Source organism: Streptomyces sp. NPDC048057, from assembly GCF_040653095.1.
Classification (GTDB): Bacteria; Actinomycetota; Actinomycetes; order Streptomycetales; family Streptomycetaceae; genus Streptomyces.
Genome location: NZ_JBEZNF010000022.1, coordinates 1 through 14,599, shown reverse-complemented (window position 1 = coordinate 14,599; position 14,599 = coordinate 1). Strand labels below are relative to the sequence as shown.

11 protein-coding genes and 1 tRNA gene are annotated in these 14,599 nt (G+C 72.5%); 5 read left to right on the top strand and 7 right to left on the bottom strand.

Features of this window, described 5'->3' with window-relative positions; translation table 11 throughout:
- The first annotated feature begins 59 nt into the window (after window positions 1–59).
- A complete protein-coding gene (gene ppc / locus AB0E05_RS24855) occupies window positions 60–2,792 on the top strand; it encodes a phosphoenolpyruvate carboxylase (protein WP_361967170.1) in 2,733 nt (910 codons plus the stop codon).
- Between the two features lie 125 nt (window positions 2,793–2,917).
- Window positions 2,918–3,541 (top strand): Uma2 family endonuclease, encoded by a 624-nt coding sequence (locus tag AB0E05_RS24850; protein WP_361967168.1) that lies wholly within the window; start codon window positions 2,918–2,920, stop codon window positions 3,539–3,541.
- A 9-nt stretch (window positions 3,542–3,550) separates the two neighbouring features.
- On the opposite strand, the gene pth is transcribed toward AB0E05_RS24850, so the two are convergent.
- The 5 genes from pth to AB0E05_RS24825 form a co-directional block, all read right to left on the bottom strand.
- Window positions 3,551–4,150: an aminoacyl-tRNA hydrolase gene (pth, locus tag AB0E05_RS24845; protein WP_361967166.1), complete on the bottom strand. Its 600-nt coding sequence runs from the start codon at window positions 4,148–4,150 to the stop codon at window positions 3,551–3,553.
- A 90-nt stretch (window positions 4,151–4,240) separates the two neighbouring features.
- Window positions 4,241–4,831 carry a 50S ribosomal protein L25/general stress protein Ctc gene (locus AB0E05_RS24840; protein WP_361967164.1) on the bottom strand — a complete coding sequence of 197 codons (591 nt, stop codon included), beginning with the start codon at window positions 4,829–4,831 and terminating at the stop codon, window positions 4,241–4,243.
- Between the two features lie 201 nt (window positions 4,832–5,032).
- A complete protein-coding gene (locus tag AB0E05_RS24835) occupies window positions 5,033–6,010 on the bottom strand; it encodes a ribose-phosphate diphosphokinase (RefSeq protein WP_361967161.1) in 978 nt (325 codons plus the stop codon).
- A gap of 127 nt (window positions 6,011–6,137) precedes the next feature.
- The gene (gene glmU / locus AB0E05_RS24830; RefSeq protein ID WP_361967159.1) at window positions 6,138–7,586 is read right to left on the bottom strand and encodes a bifunctional UDP-N-acetylglucosamine diphosphorylase/glucosamine-1-phosphate N-acetyltransferase GlmU; all 1,449 of its coding nucleotides are present in this window, start codon (window positions 7,584–7,586) and stop codon (window positions 6,138–6,140) included.
- Between the two features lie 111 nt (window positions 7,587–7,697).
- A tRNA-Gln gene (locus tag AB0E05_RS24825) sits at window positions 7,698–7,768 on the bottom strand.
- A 173-nt stretch (window positions 7,769–7,941) separates the two neighbouring features.
- Between AB0E05_RS24825 and AB0E05_RS24820 the strand changes: the two genes are divergently transcribed.
- Window positions 7,942–9,273 carry a histidine kinase gene (locus AB0E05_RS24820; protein ID WP_361967157.1) on the top strand — a complete coding sequence of 444 codons (1,332 nt, stop codon included), beginning with the start codon at window positions 7,942–7,944 and terminating at the stop codon, window positions 9,271–9,273.
- 474 nt (window positions 9,274–9,747) lie between these two features.
- Here the strand turns inward: AB0E05_RS24820 and AB0E05_RS24815 are convergent, their stop codons facing one another.
- Window positions 9,748–10,266 carry an SUKH-3 domain-containing protein gene (locus AB0E05_RS24815; protein WP_361967155.1) on the bottom strand — a complete coding sequence of 173 codons (519 nt, stop codon included), beginning with the start codon at window positions 10,264–10,266 and terminating at the stop codon, window positions 9,748–9,750.
- Between the two features lie 10 nt (window positions 10,267–10,276).
- Complete coding sequence (locus AB0E05_RS24810) at window positions 10,277–10,792, bottom strand: YwqJ-related putative deaminase (RefSeq protein WP_361967153.1); 516 nt, start codon at window positions 10,790–10,792, stop codon at window positions 10,277–10,279.
- A 228-nt stretch (window positions 10,793–11,020) separates the two neighbouring features.
- Here AB0E05_RS24810 and AB0E05_RS24805 point away from each other — a divergent pair, with 228 nt between their 5' ends.
- Together AB0E05_RS24805 and AB0E05_RS24800 are read left to right on the top strand one after the other, a co-directional pair.
- The gene (locus AB0E05_RS24805) at window positions 11,021–12,085 is read left to right on the top strand and encodes an SMI1/KNR4 family protein (protein ID WP_361967151.1); all 1,065 of its coding nucleotides are present in this window, start codon (window positions 11,021–11,023) and stop codon (window positions 12,083–12,085) included.
- 7 nt (window positions 12,086–12,092) lie between these two features.
- A complete protein-coding gene (locus AB0E05_RS24800; protein ID WP_361967149.1) occupies window positions 12,093–14,495 on the top strand; it encodes an SUKH-4 family immunity protein in 2,403 nt (800 codons plus the stop codon).
- Window positions 14,496–14,599 lie beyond the last annotated feature (104 nt).

Below are 14,599 nucleotides of genomic sequence, written 5' to 3'. Positions count from 1 at the left end.
CGGTCCGCCGACTCCAGTACCCCTCCAGACGTGCTCAAACACCGCAAGGAGCAGCACCTGTGAGCAGTGCCGACCAGACATCCACGGCCAGCGCCGAACTCCGGGCCGACATCCGCCGACTGGGCGACCTCCTGGGCGAGACCATCGTCCGTCAGGAGGGCCGAGAACTGCTGGACCTCGTCGAGCGCGTCCGCGCCCTGACCCGCAGCGACGGGGAGGCGGCGGCGCACCTGCTGGGCGACACCGACCTGGAGACCGCGGCCAAGCTGGTGCGCGCGTTCTCCACCTACTTCCACCTCGCCAACGTCACCGAACAGGTGCACCGCGGCAAGGAGATGCGCGAGCGGCGCGCCGCGGAGGGCGGGCTGCTGGCCCGCACCGCGGACCTCCTCAAGGACGCCGACCCCGAGCACCTGCGCCAGACCGTCGGCAACCTGAACGTCCGTCCCGTCTTCACCGCCCACCCCACCGAGGCCGCCCGGCGCTCCGTCCTCAACAAGCTGCGCCGCATCGCGGAGCTGCTGGACCGGGACGCGGCCGGGGGCGCCGACCGGCGCCGCTGCGACCTGCGGCTCGCGGAGAACATCGACCTCATCTGGCAGACCGACGAGCTGCGGGTGGTCCGCCCCGAGCCCGCCGACGAGGCCCGCAACGCGATCTACTACCTCGACGAACTCCACGCCGGCGCCGTCGGCGACGTCCTGGAGGACCTCGCGGCCGAGCTGGAGCGGGTCGGCGCCCCGCTGCCCGCCGGCACCCGTCCGCTGACCTTCGGCACCTGGATCGGCGGCGACCGCGACGGCAACCCGAACGTCACCCCGGACGTCACCTGGGAGGTGCTGATCCTCCAGCACGAGCACGGCATCACCGACGCGCTCGAACTCGTCGACTCGCTGCGCGGACTGCTGTCGAACTCGATCCGCTACACCGGCGCCACCGACGAGCTGCTGGCCTCCCTGGAGGACGACCTCGCGGCGCTGCCCGAGATCAGCCCCCGCTACAAGCGGCTCAACGCGGAGGAGCCGTACCGTCTGAAGGCCACCTGCATCCAGCAGAAGCTGCACAACACCCGGGCGCGGCTGGCGAAGGGCACCAAGCACGAGCCCGGCCGCGACTACCTCGGCACCACCCAGCTGCTGGCCGACCTCACCCTGATCCAGTCGTCGCTGCGCGCGCACCGCGGCGGGCTCTTCGCCGACGGCCGCCTGGAGCGCACGATCCGCACGCTCTCCGCGTTCGGCCTCCAACTCGCCACGATGGACGTGCGCGAGCACGCCGACGCGCACCACCACGCGCTCGGCCAGCTCTTCGACCGGCTCGGCGAGGAGTCCTGGCGGTACGCGGACATGCCGCGCGAGTACCGGCAGAAGCTGCTGGCCAAGGAGCTGCGCTCGCGCCGGCCGCTGGCGCCCACGCCCGCGCCGCTGGACGCGGCCGGCCAGAAGACCCTCGGCGTCTTCCACACCGTGAAGCAGGCGTTCGAACGCTTCGGGCCCGAGGTCATCGAGTCGTACATCATCTCCATGTGCCAGGGCGCGGACGACGTCTTCGCGGCGGCCGTCCTCGCCCGCGAGGCCGGCCTGCTCGACCTGCACGGCGGCTGGGCGAAGATCGGGATCGTGCCGCTGCTGGAGACCACGGACGAGCTGCGCGCGGCCGACGTCATCCTCGACGACATGCTCTCCGACCCGTCCTACCGGCGGCTGGTCTCCCTGCGGGGCGACGTGCAGGAGGTCATGCTCGGCTACTCGGACTCGTCCAAGTTCGGCGGCATCACCACCTCCCAGTGGGAGATCCACCGGGCGCAGCGACGGCTGCGCGACGTGGCGCACCGGCACGGGGTGCGGCTGCGGCTCTTCCACGGCCGCGGCGGCACCGTCGGCCGCGGCGGCGGCCCCACCGCGGACGCGATCCTGGCGCAGCCCTGGGGCACGCTGGAGGGCGAGATCAAGGTGACCGAGCAGGGCGAGGTCATCTCCGACAAGTACCTGATCCCCTCGCTGGCCAGGGAGAACCTGGAACTGACGGTGGCGGCCACGCTCCAGGCGTCCGCGCTGCACACCGCGCCCCGCCAGTCCGTGGAGGCGCTGGCCCGCTGGGACGCGGCGATGGACACCGTCTCGGACGCGGCGCACGCGGCGTACCGACGGCTGGTGGAGGACCCGGACCTGCCGGCGTACTTCTTCGCCTCCACCCCGGTCGACCAGCTCGCGGAGCTGCACCTGGGCTCCCGGCCCTCCCGCCGCCCGGACTCCGGCGCGGGCCTCGACGGGCTGCGGGCCATCCCGTGGGTCTTCGGCTGGACCCAGTCGCGGCAGATCGTGCCCGGCTGGTTCGGCGTGGGCTCCGGCCTCAAGGCGCTGCGGGAGGCCGGCCTGGACACGGTGCTCGACGAGATGCACGAGCACTGGCACTTCTTCCGCAACTTCCTGGCGAACGTGGAGATGACGCTCGCCAAGACGGACCTGCGGATCGCCCGGCACTACGTGGACACGCTGGTGCCGCAGGAGCTGAAGCACGTCTTCGCCACGATCGAGGCGGAGCACCAGCTGACGGTCAGCGAGGTCCTGAAGATCACCGGCGGCGAGCGCCTGCTGGACCCCCACCCGGTGCTCCAGCAGACCTTCGCGATCCGTGACGCGTACCTGGACCCGATCTCCTACCTCCAGGTCTCCCTGCTGGCCCGCCAGCGCGAGGCGGCGGGCCGCGGCGAGGAGCCGGACCCGCTGCTGTCCCGCGCCCTGCTGCTGACGGTCAACGGCGTGGCGGCGGGCCTGCGCAACACCGGCTGACGCCGCAGCCGACGCCCTGACGGGCGTCAAGCGCTGCCGGCCCCGTCACTCGATGTGAGGACGGGGCCGGAAGCGTGCCGATACCGTGGAAGGGGTAGGCCAAGATCCCGTCCATGGGAGGAACGATGACCGCTGAGCCGATCCCCGAGACGACCGTGCCGACAGGGGACGCCGGGTCGGGTGTCCGCTGGCCCGTGCCGCCCCCGGACGGCTACACGGTGGACGACCTGTTCTCGCTGCCCGACCTCCCGCCGCACACGGAGTTGATCGACGGGAGTCTGGTGTTCGTGAGTCCGCAGCGCTATTTCCATTCCGCTGTGATCGACCTGCTCCTGAACGGACTGCGGCCACTGCTGCCGAAGGACGTCAAGGCGGTCCGCGAGATGACGGTCGTCCTCGACAAGCGCAACGGTCCCGAGCCGGACATCTGCGTCGTCCGTGCCGAAGCCGTCACCGGTCCCGACGTGACTCACTTCGCGGCGGAGGACGTACTGCTCGCCGTCGAGGTGGTCTCTCCGGAGTCCAAGGCGCGCGACACGGACTCCAAGCCGCACAAGTACGCCGCCGCTGGCATCCCGCACTTCTGGCTCGTCGACCGCTCCGGCACCGGCATGCGCCCGGTCGTGCGGGTCTACGAACTCGACCCGCTGGCCAAGACGTACGTCCTGCGGGGCATCCACCACGACGAGCTGAAGGTGGACGGCCCCTTCGAGGGAGTCGTCGACCTCACGGCGGTCGACGGCCTGTAGGGGCCGGGTTCAGGAGTTGTACGTGCTCTGGGCGCGTTCCAAACCGTCCGAGACCAGGCTCTCCACCGCGTCCGCCGCGCGGTCCACGAAGTAGGAGAGTTCCTTGCGTTCGGTGGCGGAGAAGTCCTTCAGGACGAAGTCGGCGACCTGCATCCGGCCGGGCGGGCGGCCGATGCCGAAGCGCACCCGGTGGTAGTCGCTGCCCAGCGACTTGGTGACGGACTTCAGGCCGTTGTGGCCGTTGTCGCCGCCGCCCAGCTTGAGGCGGAGCGTGCCGTAGTCGATGTCGAGTTCGTCGTGGACGGCGACCACGTGCGCGGTGGGGACCTTGTAGAAGTCCCGCAGCGCGGTCACCGGGCCGCCGGAGAGGTTCATGTACGACATCGGCTTCACCAGCACCACGCGCCGGCTCGCCGGACCGGGCGGGCCGATGCGGGCCTCCAGGACCTGGGCCTGTGCCTTCTGGGCTCGCTTGAACGTACCGCCGACGCGTTCCGCGAGCAGGTCGGCGACCATGAAGCCCACGTTGTGGCGGTTCGCCGCGTAGCCGGGCCCGGGGTTGCCGAGGCCCACGACCAGCCAGGGCGCACCGGGGTCGGGGGTCGTCATCTGCGGATCGTCTCCATCGGGAAAGGGGAGCGCCGCCCGCGCCCCGGGGAGGGGCACGAGCGGCGACCTGTCGTCAACGACGGGGCGTGATCACGCCTCGGCGGCTTCGCCCTCGGTCTCGCCCTCGGCGGCCGGCTCCTCGGCCTGGGCGGCCAGGACCTGGAGGACGACCGCGTCCTCGTCGACGGCCAGGGTCACGCCGGACGGCAGCGTGATGTCCTTGGCCAGGATGGAGGCACCGGCCTCCAGGCCCGCGACGGAGACGGTGACGGCCTCGGGGATGTGGGTGGCCTCGGCCTCGACCGGCAGCGCGTTCAGCACGTGCTCCAGCAGGTAGTTACCGGGGGCCAGGTCGCCCTCGGCGTTGACCGGGACCTCGACGTTGACCTTCTCGCCGCGCTTGACCAGGAGCAGGTCGACGTGCTCCAGGAAGCCCTTCAGCGGGTCGCGCTGGACGGCCTTCGGGATGGCCAGCTCGTTCTTGCCGTCGAGGTCAAGGGAGAGCAGGACGTTCGGCGTGCGCAGCGCCAGCAGCAGCTCGTGGCCCGGCAGGGTCAGGTGGACCGGGTCGGTGCCGTGGCCGTACAGGACGCCGGGGACCTTGTTGTCCCGGCGGACGCGGCGGGCGGCGCCCTTGCCGAACTCGGTGCGGATGCTCGCGGAGAGCTTCACCTCGGACATGTGCACTCCTCATGCAACAGACGGATATCTGGGTCACCCGGCCGTGACCGGCCTGCTACGCCTGATGCGAAGAGCGCGTCGATAACGGACCGCCGCACACAACGGTGCGGCCTCCCTCGCCGAGCAACCCCAGCAGTCTACGCGAAAGGGCCGTGACCACCGAAAACGGCAGGTCACGGCCCTCTCGTGGGCGGGTGTGGCTTACGCCTGCTCCTCGAAGAGGCTGGTCACCGAGCCGTCCTCGAAGACCTCGCGCACCGCGCGGGCGATCGTCGGCGCCATCGACAGCACCGTGATCTTGTCGAGCTCCAGGTCGCCGGGGGTCGGCAGGGTGTTGGTGAGGACGAACTCGCTCACCTTCGAGTTCTTCAGGCGGTCCGCGGCCGGGCCGGAGAGCACGCCGTGCGTGGCGGTGACGATGACGTCCTCCGCACCGTTGGCGAACAGCGCGTCCGCCGCGGCGCAGATGGTGCCGCCGGTGTCGATCATGTCGTCGACCAGGACGCAGACCCGGCCCTCGACGTTGCCGACGACCTCGTGGACGGTCACCTGGTTGGCGACGTCCTTGTCACGGCGCTTGTGGACGATCGCCAGCGGCGCGCCGAGCCGGTCGCACCAGCGGTCGGCGACCCGGACGCGACCGGCGTCGGGGGAGACGACGGTCAGCTTGGCCGGGTCCACCTTCGCGGCCACGTAGTCCGCGAGGACCGGCAGCGCGAAGAGGTGGTCCACCGGGCCGTCGAAGAAGCCCTGGATCTGGTCGGTGTGCAGGTCCACCGTGAGGATGCGGTCCGCGCCCGCCGTCTTCATCAGATCGGCGATCATCCGGGCGGAGATCGGCTCGCGTCCGCGGTGCTTCTTGTCCTGGCGGGCGTAGCCGTAGAACGGCACGATCACGGTGATGCTGCGCGCGGAGGCCCGCTTCAGCGCATCGATCATGATCAGCTGTTCCATGATCCACTTGTTGATGGGGGCCGTGTGGCTCTGCATCAGGAAGCAGTCCGCACCGCGCGCGGACTCCTGGAAGCGGACGTAGATCTCGCCGTTGGCGAAGTCGAATGCCTTGGTCGGCACCAGGCCGACACCCAGTTGATGCGCGACTTCCTCGGCCAGCTCGGGGTGGGCGCGGCCGGAGAAGAGCATGAGCTTCTTCTCGCCGGTCGTCTTGATCCCGGTCACAGCACTGTCTCCTCAGAGGTGTTCTCTGGCCGCGGACAGGGTGATCGCGGGCCAGCCGAATGTGTGCACGTATCACGGTACGCCCAGTTCGGCGCACCTGTTTCCGGTCAGTTCTCGTAAGAACCCGTCAGCGGGCTTCGGAAGGCTTCTCGGCAGCTGCCGCCGCGGCCTGTGCCGCGGCGCTGCCGGGACGCTTGCGGGCCACCCAGCCCTCGATATTCCTTTGCTGGCCACGGGCGACGGCCAGCGACCCGGCGGGGACGTCCTTGGTGATCACGGAGCCCGCCGCCGTGTAGGCGCCGTCCCCGACCGTGACGGGAGCCACAAACATGTTGTCCGACCCCGTCTTGCAGTGGGAGCCGATGGTGGTGTGGTGCTTGGCCTCGCCGTCGTAGTTCACGAAGACGCTGGCCGCGCCGATGTTGGAGTAGTCGCCGATCGTGGCGTCGCCGACGTACGACAGGTGGGGGACCTTGGTGCCTTCGCCGATCGCCGCGTTCTTCATCTCCACGTACGTCCCGGCCTTGGACTTCGTGCCGAGCCGGGTGCCGGGGCGCAGATACGCGTACGGGCCGACCGACGCCTCGGCGCCGATCTCCGCACGGTCCGCGACCGTGTTGTCCACGCGGGCGCCGGCGCCCACGGCGGTGTCCTTGAGGCGGGTGTTGGGACCCACTTCCGCACCTTCCCCGAGATGGGTGGCGCCCAGCAGCTGGGTGCCCGGGTGGACCACTGCGTCTGGCTCGAAACTTACGGTGACGTCGACGAGGACGGACGTCGGGTCCACCACGGTGACGCCCGCCAACATCGCCTGCTCCAGCAGGCGCTGGTTCAGCAGCCGGCGCGCCTCCGCGAGCTGGACCCGGTTGTTGATGCCCAGGATCTCGCGGTGGTCGCCCGCCACGGAGGCGCCCACGCGGTGACCCGCCTCGCGCAGGATGCCCAGGACGTCGGTGAGGTATTCCTCGCCCTGGCTGTTGTTCGTGCGCACCTTGCCCAGCGCGTCCGCGAGCAGCTGCCCGTCGAAGGCGAACACCCCGGAGTTGATCTCCCGGACCGCCCGCTGCTCCGCCGTCGCGTCCTTGTGCTCCACGATCGCGGTCACCGCGCCGGTGGCCGCGTCGCGCACGATCCGCCCGTATCCGGTGGCGTCCGGGACCTCGGCCGTGAGTACCGTCACCGCGTTCCCGTCGGCGGCGTGGGTCGCGGCGAGGGCGGTCAGCGTGGCGCCGGACAGCAGCGGGGTGTCGCCGCAGACCACGACGACCGTGCCCGACACGCTCTGCCCCAGCTCCTCCAGCGCGATGCGCACCGCGTGTCCGGTGCCGTTCTGCTCGGCCTGGAAGGCGGTGCGGGTACCGGCGTATCGATCCGTCAGGTGGGCCCCGACCTGATCGGCGGCGTGGCCCACGACCACGACCAGGTGCTCCGGGTCCAGCTCGCGTGCCGCACTGACGACGTGTCCGACGAGGGATCGCCCGCAGATTTCATGCAGGACCTTGGGGGTCTTCGACTTCATGCGGGTGCCCTCACCCGCTGCGAGGACGACGACGGCTGCCGGGCGGTTGGCGCTCACGGGAATGCCCTTCGGCTTCGAGTGGTGGACATCCGAAGGATACCCAGGGCTCCTACCAGCGAAATGAGGGCGGGTCCGGACCGTCGCTGGTCAGGACCCGCCCTCGCGGTGCTCCCAGGGAAGGAATCGAACCCTCATTCAATGGACCAAAACCATTTGTCCTGCCATTAGACGACCTGGGAAGGCCGCTCGTGGTGATGCGGATCTCATGTCCGCGGATCACCGGAGCAGCCCCCACTATGCCGTACCGCCCGGCCCCGCCGCGACGGTGTTCGCTTGAGAGTCCGTACAGAAGAGCGAATCTCCGACGAAACTGCTGGGAATTCGGGTACGGGCCGCCCGTAGGCTGGAGGACATGACCACAACGGGGGCACACCAGGACGCCACGGGCGACACCACCCGTACCTGGCTGTGGTGGGGACGGCGGCGGAGCATCGCGCTGGACGTGGGGATCGGTCTCGCCTCCGCCGTCGAGTGCGCTGTCGAAGGGGCGTACTTCGCGGACCGCAGCGGCACCCCGACCGCCCTCGCGGTGGTCTTCGGACTCCTCGTCGGCTCCGTGCTCACCGTACGGCGCCGGTGGCCGATCGCGGTCGTCCTGGTGGCCGTCGCGATCACGCCCGCCCAGATGGGGTACCTGCTGACGGTCGTCGGCCTCTACACCCTCGCCGCGTCCGACGTGCCGCGCCGGATCATCGGCACGCTCACCGGCATGTCGCTGGTGGCCACGCTCGTCGTGGTCTACGTGGAGATGGAGAAGGACATCCGGGACATGCCCCGGGAGGAGTACGTCGACCCGGGCGCCTGGTTCATCCCCACGATGTCGGTCTTCGTCGCCGTCGCGATGACGCTGCCGCCGATCCTCTTCGGCCTCTACATCGGCGCGCGGCGCCGGCTCATGGAGAGCCTGCGCGAGCGCGCCGACAGCCTGGAGCAGGAGCTGTCCCTCCTCGCCGACCGGGCGGAGGAGCGGGCCGAGTGGGCGCGCACCGAGGAGCGCACCCGGATCGCGCGCGAGATGCACGACGTGGTGGCGCACCGCGTCAGTCTGATGGTCGTGCACGCGGCGGCGCTCCAGGCGGTCGCCCTCAAGGACCCCCAGAAGGCCGTGAAGAACGCGGCGCTCGTCGGCGACATGGGCCGCCAGGCGCTGACCGAGCTGCGCGAGATGCTCGGCGTGCTGCGGGCGGGCGCGGAGGGGGAGCGCAAGGCGGCGGTGCCGCTGGCCGCGGTGGGCGCGGCGGCTGCTGCGGCTGCTGCGGCGGCCGGGGCCGGGGACGGCGCCGGGAGCGCGAGCATCGCCGACGTGGAGGTGCTCGTCGGCCAGTCCCGGCAGGCGGGGATGGTCGTCGAGTTCGCCGTCCAGGGCGAGGTGCGGGAGTACGCGCCGGAGGTCGAGCAGACCGCGTTCCGCGTCGTCCAGGAGGCGCTGACGAACGTGCACAAGCACGCGGCGGGCGCGAAGGTCAGGGTGCGGCTGGCGCACCGCGACGCGGAGGTCGCGATGCAGGTGGAGAACGGCGCGCCGGACGCCGCGGACGGCGCCGCGCACGCCCCCGACCTCCCGAGCGGCGGCAACGGCCTGGTGGGCATGCGGGAGCGGGTGCTGGCGCTGGGCGGGGTGTTCGTGTCGGGCCCGACGGATGTGGGTGGCTTTCGCGTCTCGGCGGTCCTCCCGGCGAAGTAGCCTCCCGGCGGGAAGCGATCCCGGGTGCGGGTGGCCCGCGAAGCAGGCGCTCCGCCGCCCGGGGGACTCGCCGGACCTCTTGGCATGCTCGCCGTTGCTCCGCGAGTGCGTCGGCCTCTGCACCCCTGTGGTCGGTTGCTCGCGCAGTTCCCTCTCGGCCCCAGAGAGCCGGGGCCCAGCGCCCCTGACCCCACCGCCGTGACCCTGCGGGAGCGTCGATCTCCACCGGCCGGTGGTGGGCTTGTCGCGCAGTTCCGCCCCCTATGCCCGAAGGGCATGGGGGTACCCCCAGCGCCCCTAAACCCCCTGCCCTCGCCCCGTGGACAAGTGACGGGGGTAGCGAAACAGGGGCGCTGGGGGTACCCCCAGGCCCTCTGGGGCCGAGGGGGCGGAACTGCGCGAACAGCCACGAATTACCCGCGGAGGGCAGCGCTCTCGCAGAGCAACGGCGCGGATGCCAGGCGCGTCCAGGCCCTAGCTCGGGAGGGTGAGGCGGTGGGGCTGGTGGCCCAGGAGGAGGCTGGTGAGCGCGGCGTCGACGTCCGCGCCGAGGTACCAGTCTCCCGTGTGGTCCACGCTGTACACCCGGCCCTCCACGTCGATCGCCAGCACCGCCTGGTCCTCGCCCTCCACCCCCAGCGGTGCGATCTCCGTGTCCAGCGCGCGGCCCAGGTCCGAAAGGGTGCGGGCGAGGTGGAGGCCGTACAGGGGGTCCATGCGTATCTCCGGCGGCGGTGCGGTCTGCCGGCCGGGGCCGAGCGCCGCGATCCGCAGGCCGCCGAACTCCGCCCACGCCTCCACCGCCGCCGGGAAGACGACGTGCCGGTGACCGGCGGGGGAGGCGTACGCGCGCAGGGCGTCCGCCCAGTGCTCGGCGAGCTTGATGTCCCAGCGTCCGGGCTGCCAGCCCGCCTCCCGCAGCGCCGCGTCGACGCCGACCGGGAAGCGGGTGGTGCTGTGGTTCGCGTGGTGGTGGTTGCGGTCGTCGGACATGGTGGGCGGGTCAGCCGTTCTCGGGTGCGGTGGGGTCCACGGCTCGTACGCCGAAGTGGTCGAGCATCGCCGTGCAGGAGCGGCACGGCGGCGCGTAGGTGCCGTGCAGCGGGTCGCCGTCCTCCCGGATCCGGCGCGCCGTCACCTTCGCCTGCTTGAGCGCGCGTTTGGCCTCGCTGTACGTCAGCGGCTTGCGCTGCGCCCGCTTGGAGCGCTTGCCGTCCGCCGCGGACAGCTGTCGCGACAGCAGGATCGCCTCCGGGCAGCGCCCGGTGAACCGCTCGCGCTGCGCGCTGGTGAGGGTGTCCAGGAAGTCCTGGACGAGCGGGTGGAGCACGGGCGCCTGGTCGCCCTTGGCCGCGGTGGACGTCAGCGTCTGGCCGCGGACGGAGAGCGCCGCCGCGACCGTCGGCAGGATGCCGTCGCGGCGGTGGTGCAGAGCGGGCGCACGCGTTCCCTCGTCGCTGCTCCAGCTGAGACGAGGATCACCCGTGTCGCTCTTGGTATTCGGTTGCGCTGTGTGCATGGTGCGGTGGCCCCTCCCGTCCGCTCCCCCCGAGCAACGAACAGCCTGCCAAACGCCGTGCTGTAGGGGGAAGCTGGGGCGATGAAACGTGTCTGCCCGTGGCCGTTCGGTCACGCGGATGTGACGCGCCGTGACGGCGGGTGGCGGCCCCCGGCGCACGGGCGACGCCCGTGCGCCCACCCGCATAGGCTGTCCCGAACATTCGGAAGCCAGCAGGGGGCATAACCCATGACGACAGGTCGGCCAGGACCGGGAGCCGCGCCTCCCGGCCCCGGAGCCCAGGAGCCCGCCGCGGCGCCCGCAGCGCCGCCGAACGCGGCGTACGCCGGTCAGGTCGTGAACTTCCCGGATCCGGTACGGGCCGCCCGCCACCCCCGCGGGGTGCGCGTGGATGCCGACGGCTACCCGGACTTCTCGCCGTACGCCCGCGCCGCCGCGGAGATCGCCGACCCGCCCGAGGGCTTCGGCATCGACGAACTGCGCCTCACCGACTACGTGTCCGCGAACGCCGCGCTGCACGCCGAGGGCCACGAGCTGTGGGACACGGTCCCCGCCGTCGCCACCCCGCACGGCTGGACCTGGCACCACGTCCCCGGCACCCGCCGCCTCGAACTCGTCCCCGCCGAGGTCAAGGCGCTGCTGCGGCACCACGGCGGACTCGCCACCGCCGTCGTCAACCAGGACAAGCGCGGCACCCGCCCCCTCCAGGAGACCCGGCCCGCGCACTTCGGCCTGCCGCGCCGCGGCGTCGCCGTCAGCGAGCAGCAACTGCTCGGCGTGGAGGAGGACCTGGGCTACCGCCTCCCCGGCGCGTACCGCACCTTCCTCAAGGCCGCCGGCGGCTGCGCCCCGGTCGGCGCGGCGCTCGACCCGGAGCTGGGCCTCCTCGTCGACCAGCCGTTCTTCACGGTCCGCGACGAGGCCGCGGTCAACGACCTGGTGTACGCGAACAAGTGCCTGCGCGACCACCTGACCAAGGACTACCTCGGCGTCGCCTTCCTCCAGGGCGGCCTGCTCGCGGTCAAGGTCAGGGGCGAGGCCGTCGGCTCCGTCTGGTTCTGCCCGTACGACGACGGGCGCGACCGGGACGGCTGGCACGCCCAGGAGCGGGTGGAGCGGCTGCTGCTGCCCTGCGGCGACGACTTCGACGCGTTCCTCAAGCGGCTCGCGGGCAGTCCGCCCGAGTTGGAGACGGTGGCCGGGCTCATGGTGGACGGCGGTTTCGCACGGGCCGTGCCCGTGGCCGACGCGGTCGGCGCTGCCCGGGTGTTCGACGGATCGGATGGGGAGTGACGCTCCGATGGTGACCTTCGCGCAGGCGCAGGAGCGCGCGGAAGAGTGGGTCAACGGCGACGTGCCCGCGTACCAGCACCGCGAGGTGCAGGTGCGCGAGTTCGACCTCGGCTTCGTCGTCTGGGCGGAGGACCGCGAGGGCGGCGTCCGTTCCGACGACGGCGCGCAGCGGCTCGTCATCGCCCGCGACAGCGGCGAGGCCACGCTGTGGCCGGCGCTGCCGGTGGGCGAGGTGATCAGGCGGTACGAGGAGGAGTACGGGACGGCCGGGGACGCGCCGGCGCCCGCCGCGCCCGAACGGCCCCAGCGCATCGACCTGAACCAGACGTCCTTCCTGATCACGCCGCCGGAGTGGCTCCAGGAGGCCGCGGACCGCAGGGGCGCGTCGGACCGGCGCGAGGACGCGACGTCCGGCTCCGACGCCGCTTCCGGCGGTACGGCGGGGGGCCGCGATCCGTTCGTGCCCTCGTCGCCGTCGCCGTCTGCTGAACCTGCTGGTTCTGCTGGCACTTCCGACCGAGCCGACCGATCCGACCCATCCGACCGGGACGATCCCTTCGCGCCGGTCGGCTCGTCGGACGCCTCCCGGGGCGGCGGGTCCTGGCCCACGCCGAGCCATGGCGCTCCGGCCGCGGGTGCGGGCGCGGACGACGGGTCCGTACCGCTGCCGGCGACCGTGTTCGAGCCGCCGCTGGCCGGGGCGGACGCCGACGGGACGAACGCGGACGCGCCCACCGCGTACATGTCGGGCGGCAGCCAACTGCCCCCCACGGCGGTCGAGCGTCCGTTGCGGCCGGGACAGGACGTGTCCTCCGGTACGGGCGACGCGACGGGCGGCACGGCCGGCGGGCCAACGGGCAGCGCCGGCACGTCGGGTGGCATGGGTACGTCGGGTGGTGCCGGTACGTCCGGTGGCGCCGCCACGCCGGTGGGGTCCACGCCTCCGCCCGCCGCGCCCACGCCGCCCCCCTCCGTGCCGCCCACCCCGCCGCCGTCCGCACCGACGCCGCCACCGCCGGTCGGCGCGACCCCGCCGCCCGCTCCCTCGGCTCCTTCTCCGACGGGGCCCGGTGCGCCCGGTGCGCCCGCGGCCGGCTACCTGCCGACCCAACTGGTCTCCCAGGTCGGCCCGGACACCCCGCCGCCGGGACCGCCCGGTCCGCCCGCGCCTCCCGGTCCGCCCGGTACGCCCACGCCGCCGCCGTCCCACCCGTCGGTCGGCGGGGGAGTGCACCACGCGGCGACGATGCTCGCCGGCCCCAACCCGTTGGGTCCCGGCGCGCCCCCGCCGCCGGGTCCGCCGGGAGCGCCTGGCGCGGTGCGTCCTCCGGGGCCGCCCCCTGCGCCCGGTGCCACGCCGCCGCCCGGCCCGCCCCCGCCCGCACCCGGGGCGCCTGGTGCTCCCGGTGCGTACGGCTATCCGCAGCAGCCGACCCGGCCCACGGTCGGCCCCGGCTACCAGGCCGTGCTGCGCTACCGCGCGCCCGACGGCTCGGAGGCCCAGCTCATCCGCCGCAGCGCCCCCGGCACCCCGCACCCCGAGTGGCAGATCCTGCACGAGCTGCGGGCGCTGAACGTGCCCCCGTCGCAGGTGCTGGAGCTGCACACGGAGCTGGAGTCCTGCGAGCTGCCCGGCGGCTACTGCGCCCGGATGATCCGCGAGACCTGGCCGCAGGCACGGATCACCAACATCGCCCCGTACGGCACCGACCACGCCGGTCGCCAGCAGGGCATGCAGCAGCTCATCACCCACCAGGGCGAGCTGCACCAGGTCGCGGACGGGCCGGCGCGCCCGGCGCCGGTGCGCGCCCCGCTGCCGCAGGTGCAGCCGGCGCCCGCGGTGCCGCCGCAGGGCCTGGCGCAGGAGCTGGCGAACGCCTTCGGGCCGCACGGCATCTGCCGGTTCGACCAGCGGGCGGTGTCGCGCCAGGGCGTGCCGGAGGTGGTCGCCACCACCCTCGTGTACGCGGGCGTGCCGATCGACTTCAACCCGTTCTTCTGGGCGCAGCCGGCCCAGCCCGTCATCCCGACGCTGGCCGAACTGGCGCTCCAGCGGCAGGTGCAGCCGGCCGCGGACGCCTCCTCGTACCTGGTCGTCGGCAGTGACTTCGGCCGGGCGATCTGCGTGCAGTACGGGACGGCGAACATCGTCGCCGTCCCGGTGGAGGCGCCGGCGGACGGCCGGCCGGTGACGCCGCAGTTCGTGAACTCGGGGCTGCCCGAGTTCGTGCGCTGCATGGCGCTGCTGGGGCACATGTGGCGGCTGCGGTACGGGCTGAACCCGGAGCAGGCGGGCCGGTGGACGGTCGACTTCCAGGCGTACCTGGCCGCGCTCGACCCGGCGGCGCTCGCCTCCCCGGAGAGCTGGTGGTCCGTCCTGCTGGAACAGATGTGGGACGGGTTGTTGTAGCGCGGTGCTCTAGTAGTGCTTCGTTAGGTTCTGTGTCTGGTTCGGTTGTGGGGTAGGGGTCGGTTGCAGGTGGTGCAGGTGCCGGTCCAGCCCTTGAGGAGGTG

Coding starts and splice junctions, on each gene's coding strand:
- AB0E05_RS24850 (WP_361967168.1), top strand. CDS start 2,918: ATGACCGCTGAGCCGATCCCCGAGACGACCGTGCCGACAGGGGACGCC.
- pth (WP_361967166.1), bottom strand. CDS start 4,150: ATGACGACCCCCGACCCCGGTGCGCCCTGGCTGGTCGTGGGCCTCGGC.
- AB0E05_RS24840 (WP_361967164.1), bottom strand. CDS start 4,831: ATGTCCGAGGTGAAGCTCTCCGCGAGCATCCGCACCGAGTTCGGCAAG.
- AB0E05_RS24820 (WP_361967157.1), top strand. CDS start 7,942: ATGACCACAACGGGGGCACACCAGGACGCCACGGGCGACACCACCCGT.
- AB0E05_RS24815 (WP_361967155.1), bottom strand. CDS start 10,266: ATGTCCGACGACCGCAACCACCACCACGCGAACCACAGCACCACCCGC.
- AB0E05_RS24810 (WP_361967153.1), bottom strand. CDS start 10,792: ATGCACACAGCGCAACCGAATACCAAGAGCGACACGGGTGATCCTCGT.
- AB0E05_RS24805 (WP_361967151.1), top strand. CDS start 11,021: ATGACGACAGGTCGGCCAGGACCGGGAGCCGCGCCTCCCGGCCCCGGA.
- AB0E05_RS24800 (WP_361967149.1), top strand. CDS start 12,093: ATGGTGACCTTCGCGCAGGCGCAGGAGCGCGCGGAAGAGTGGGTCAAC.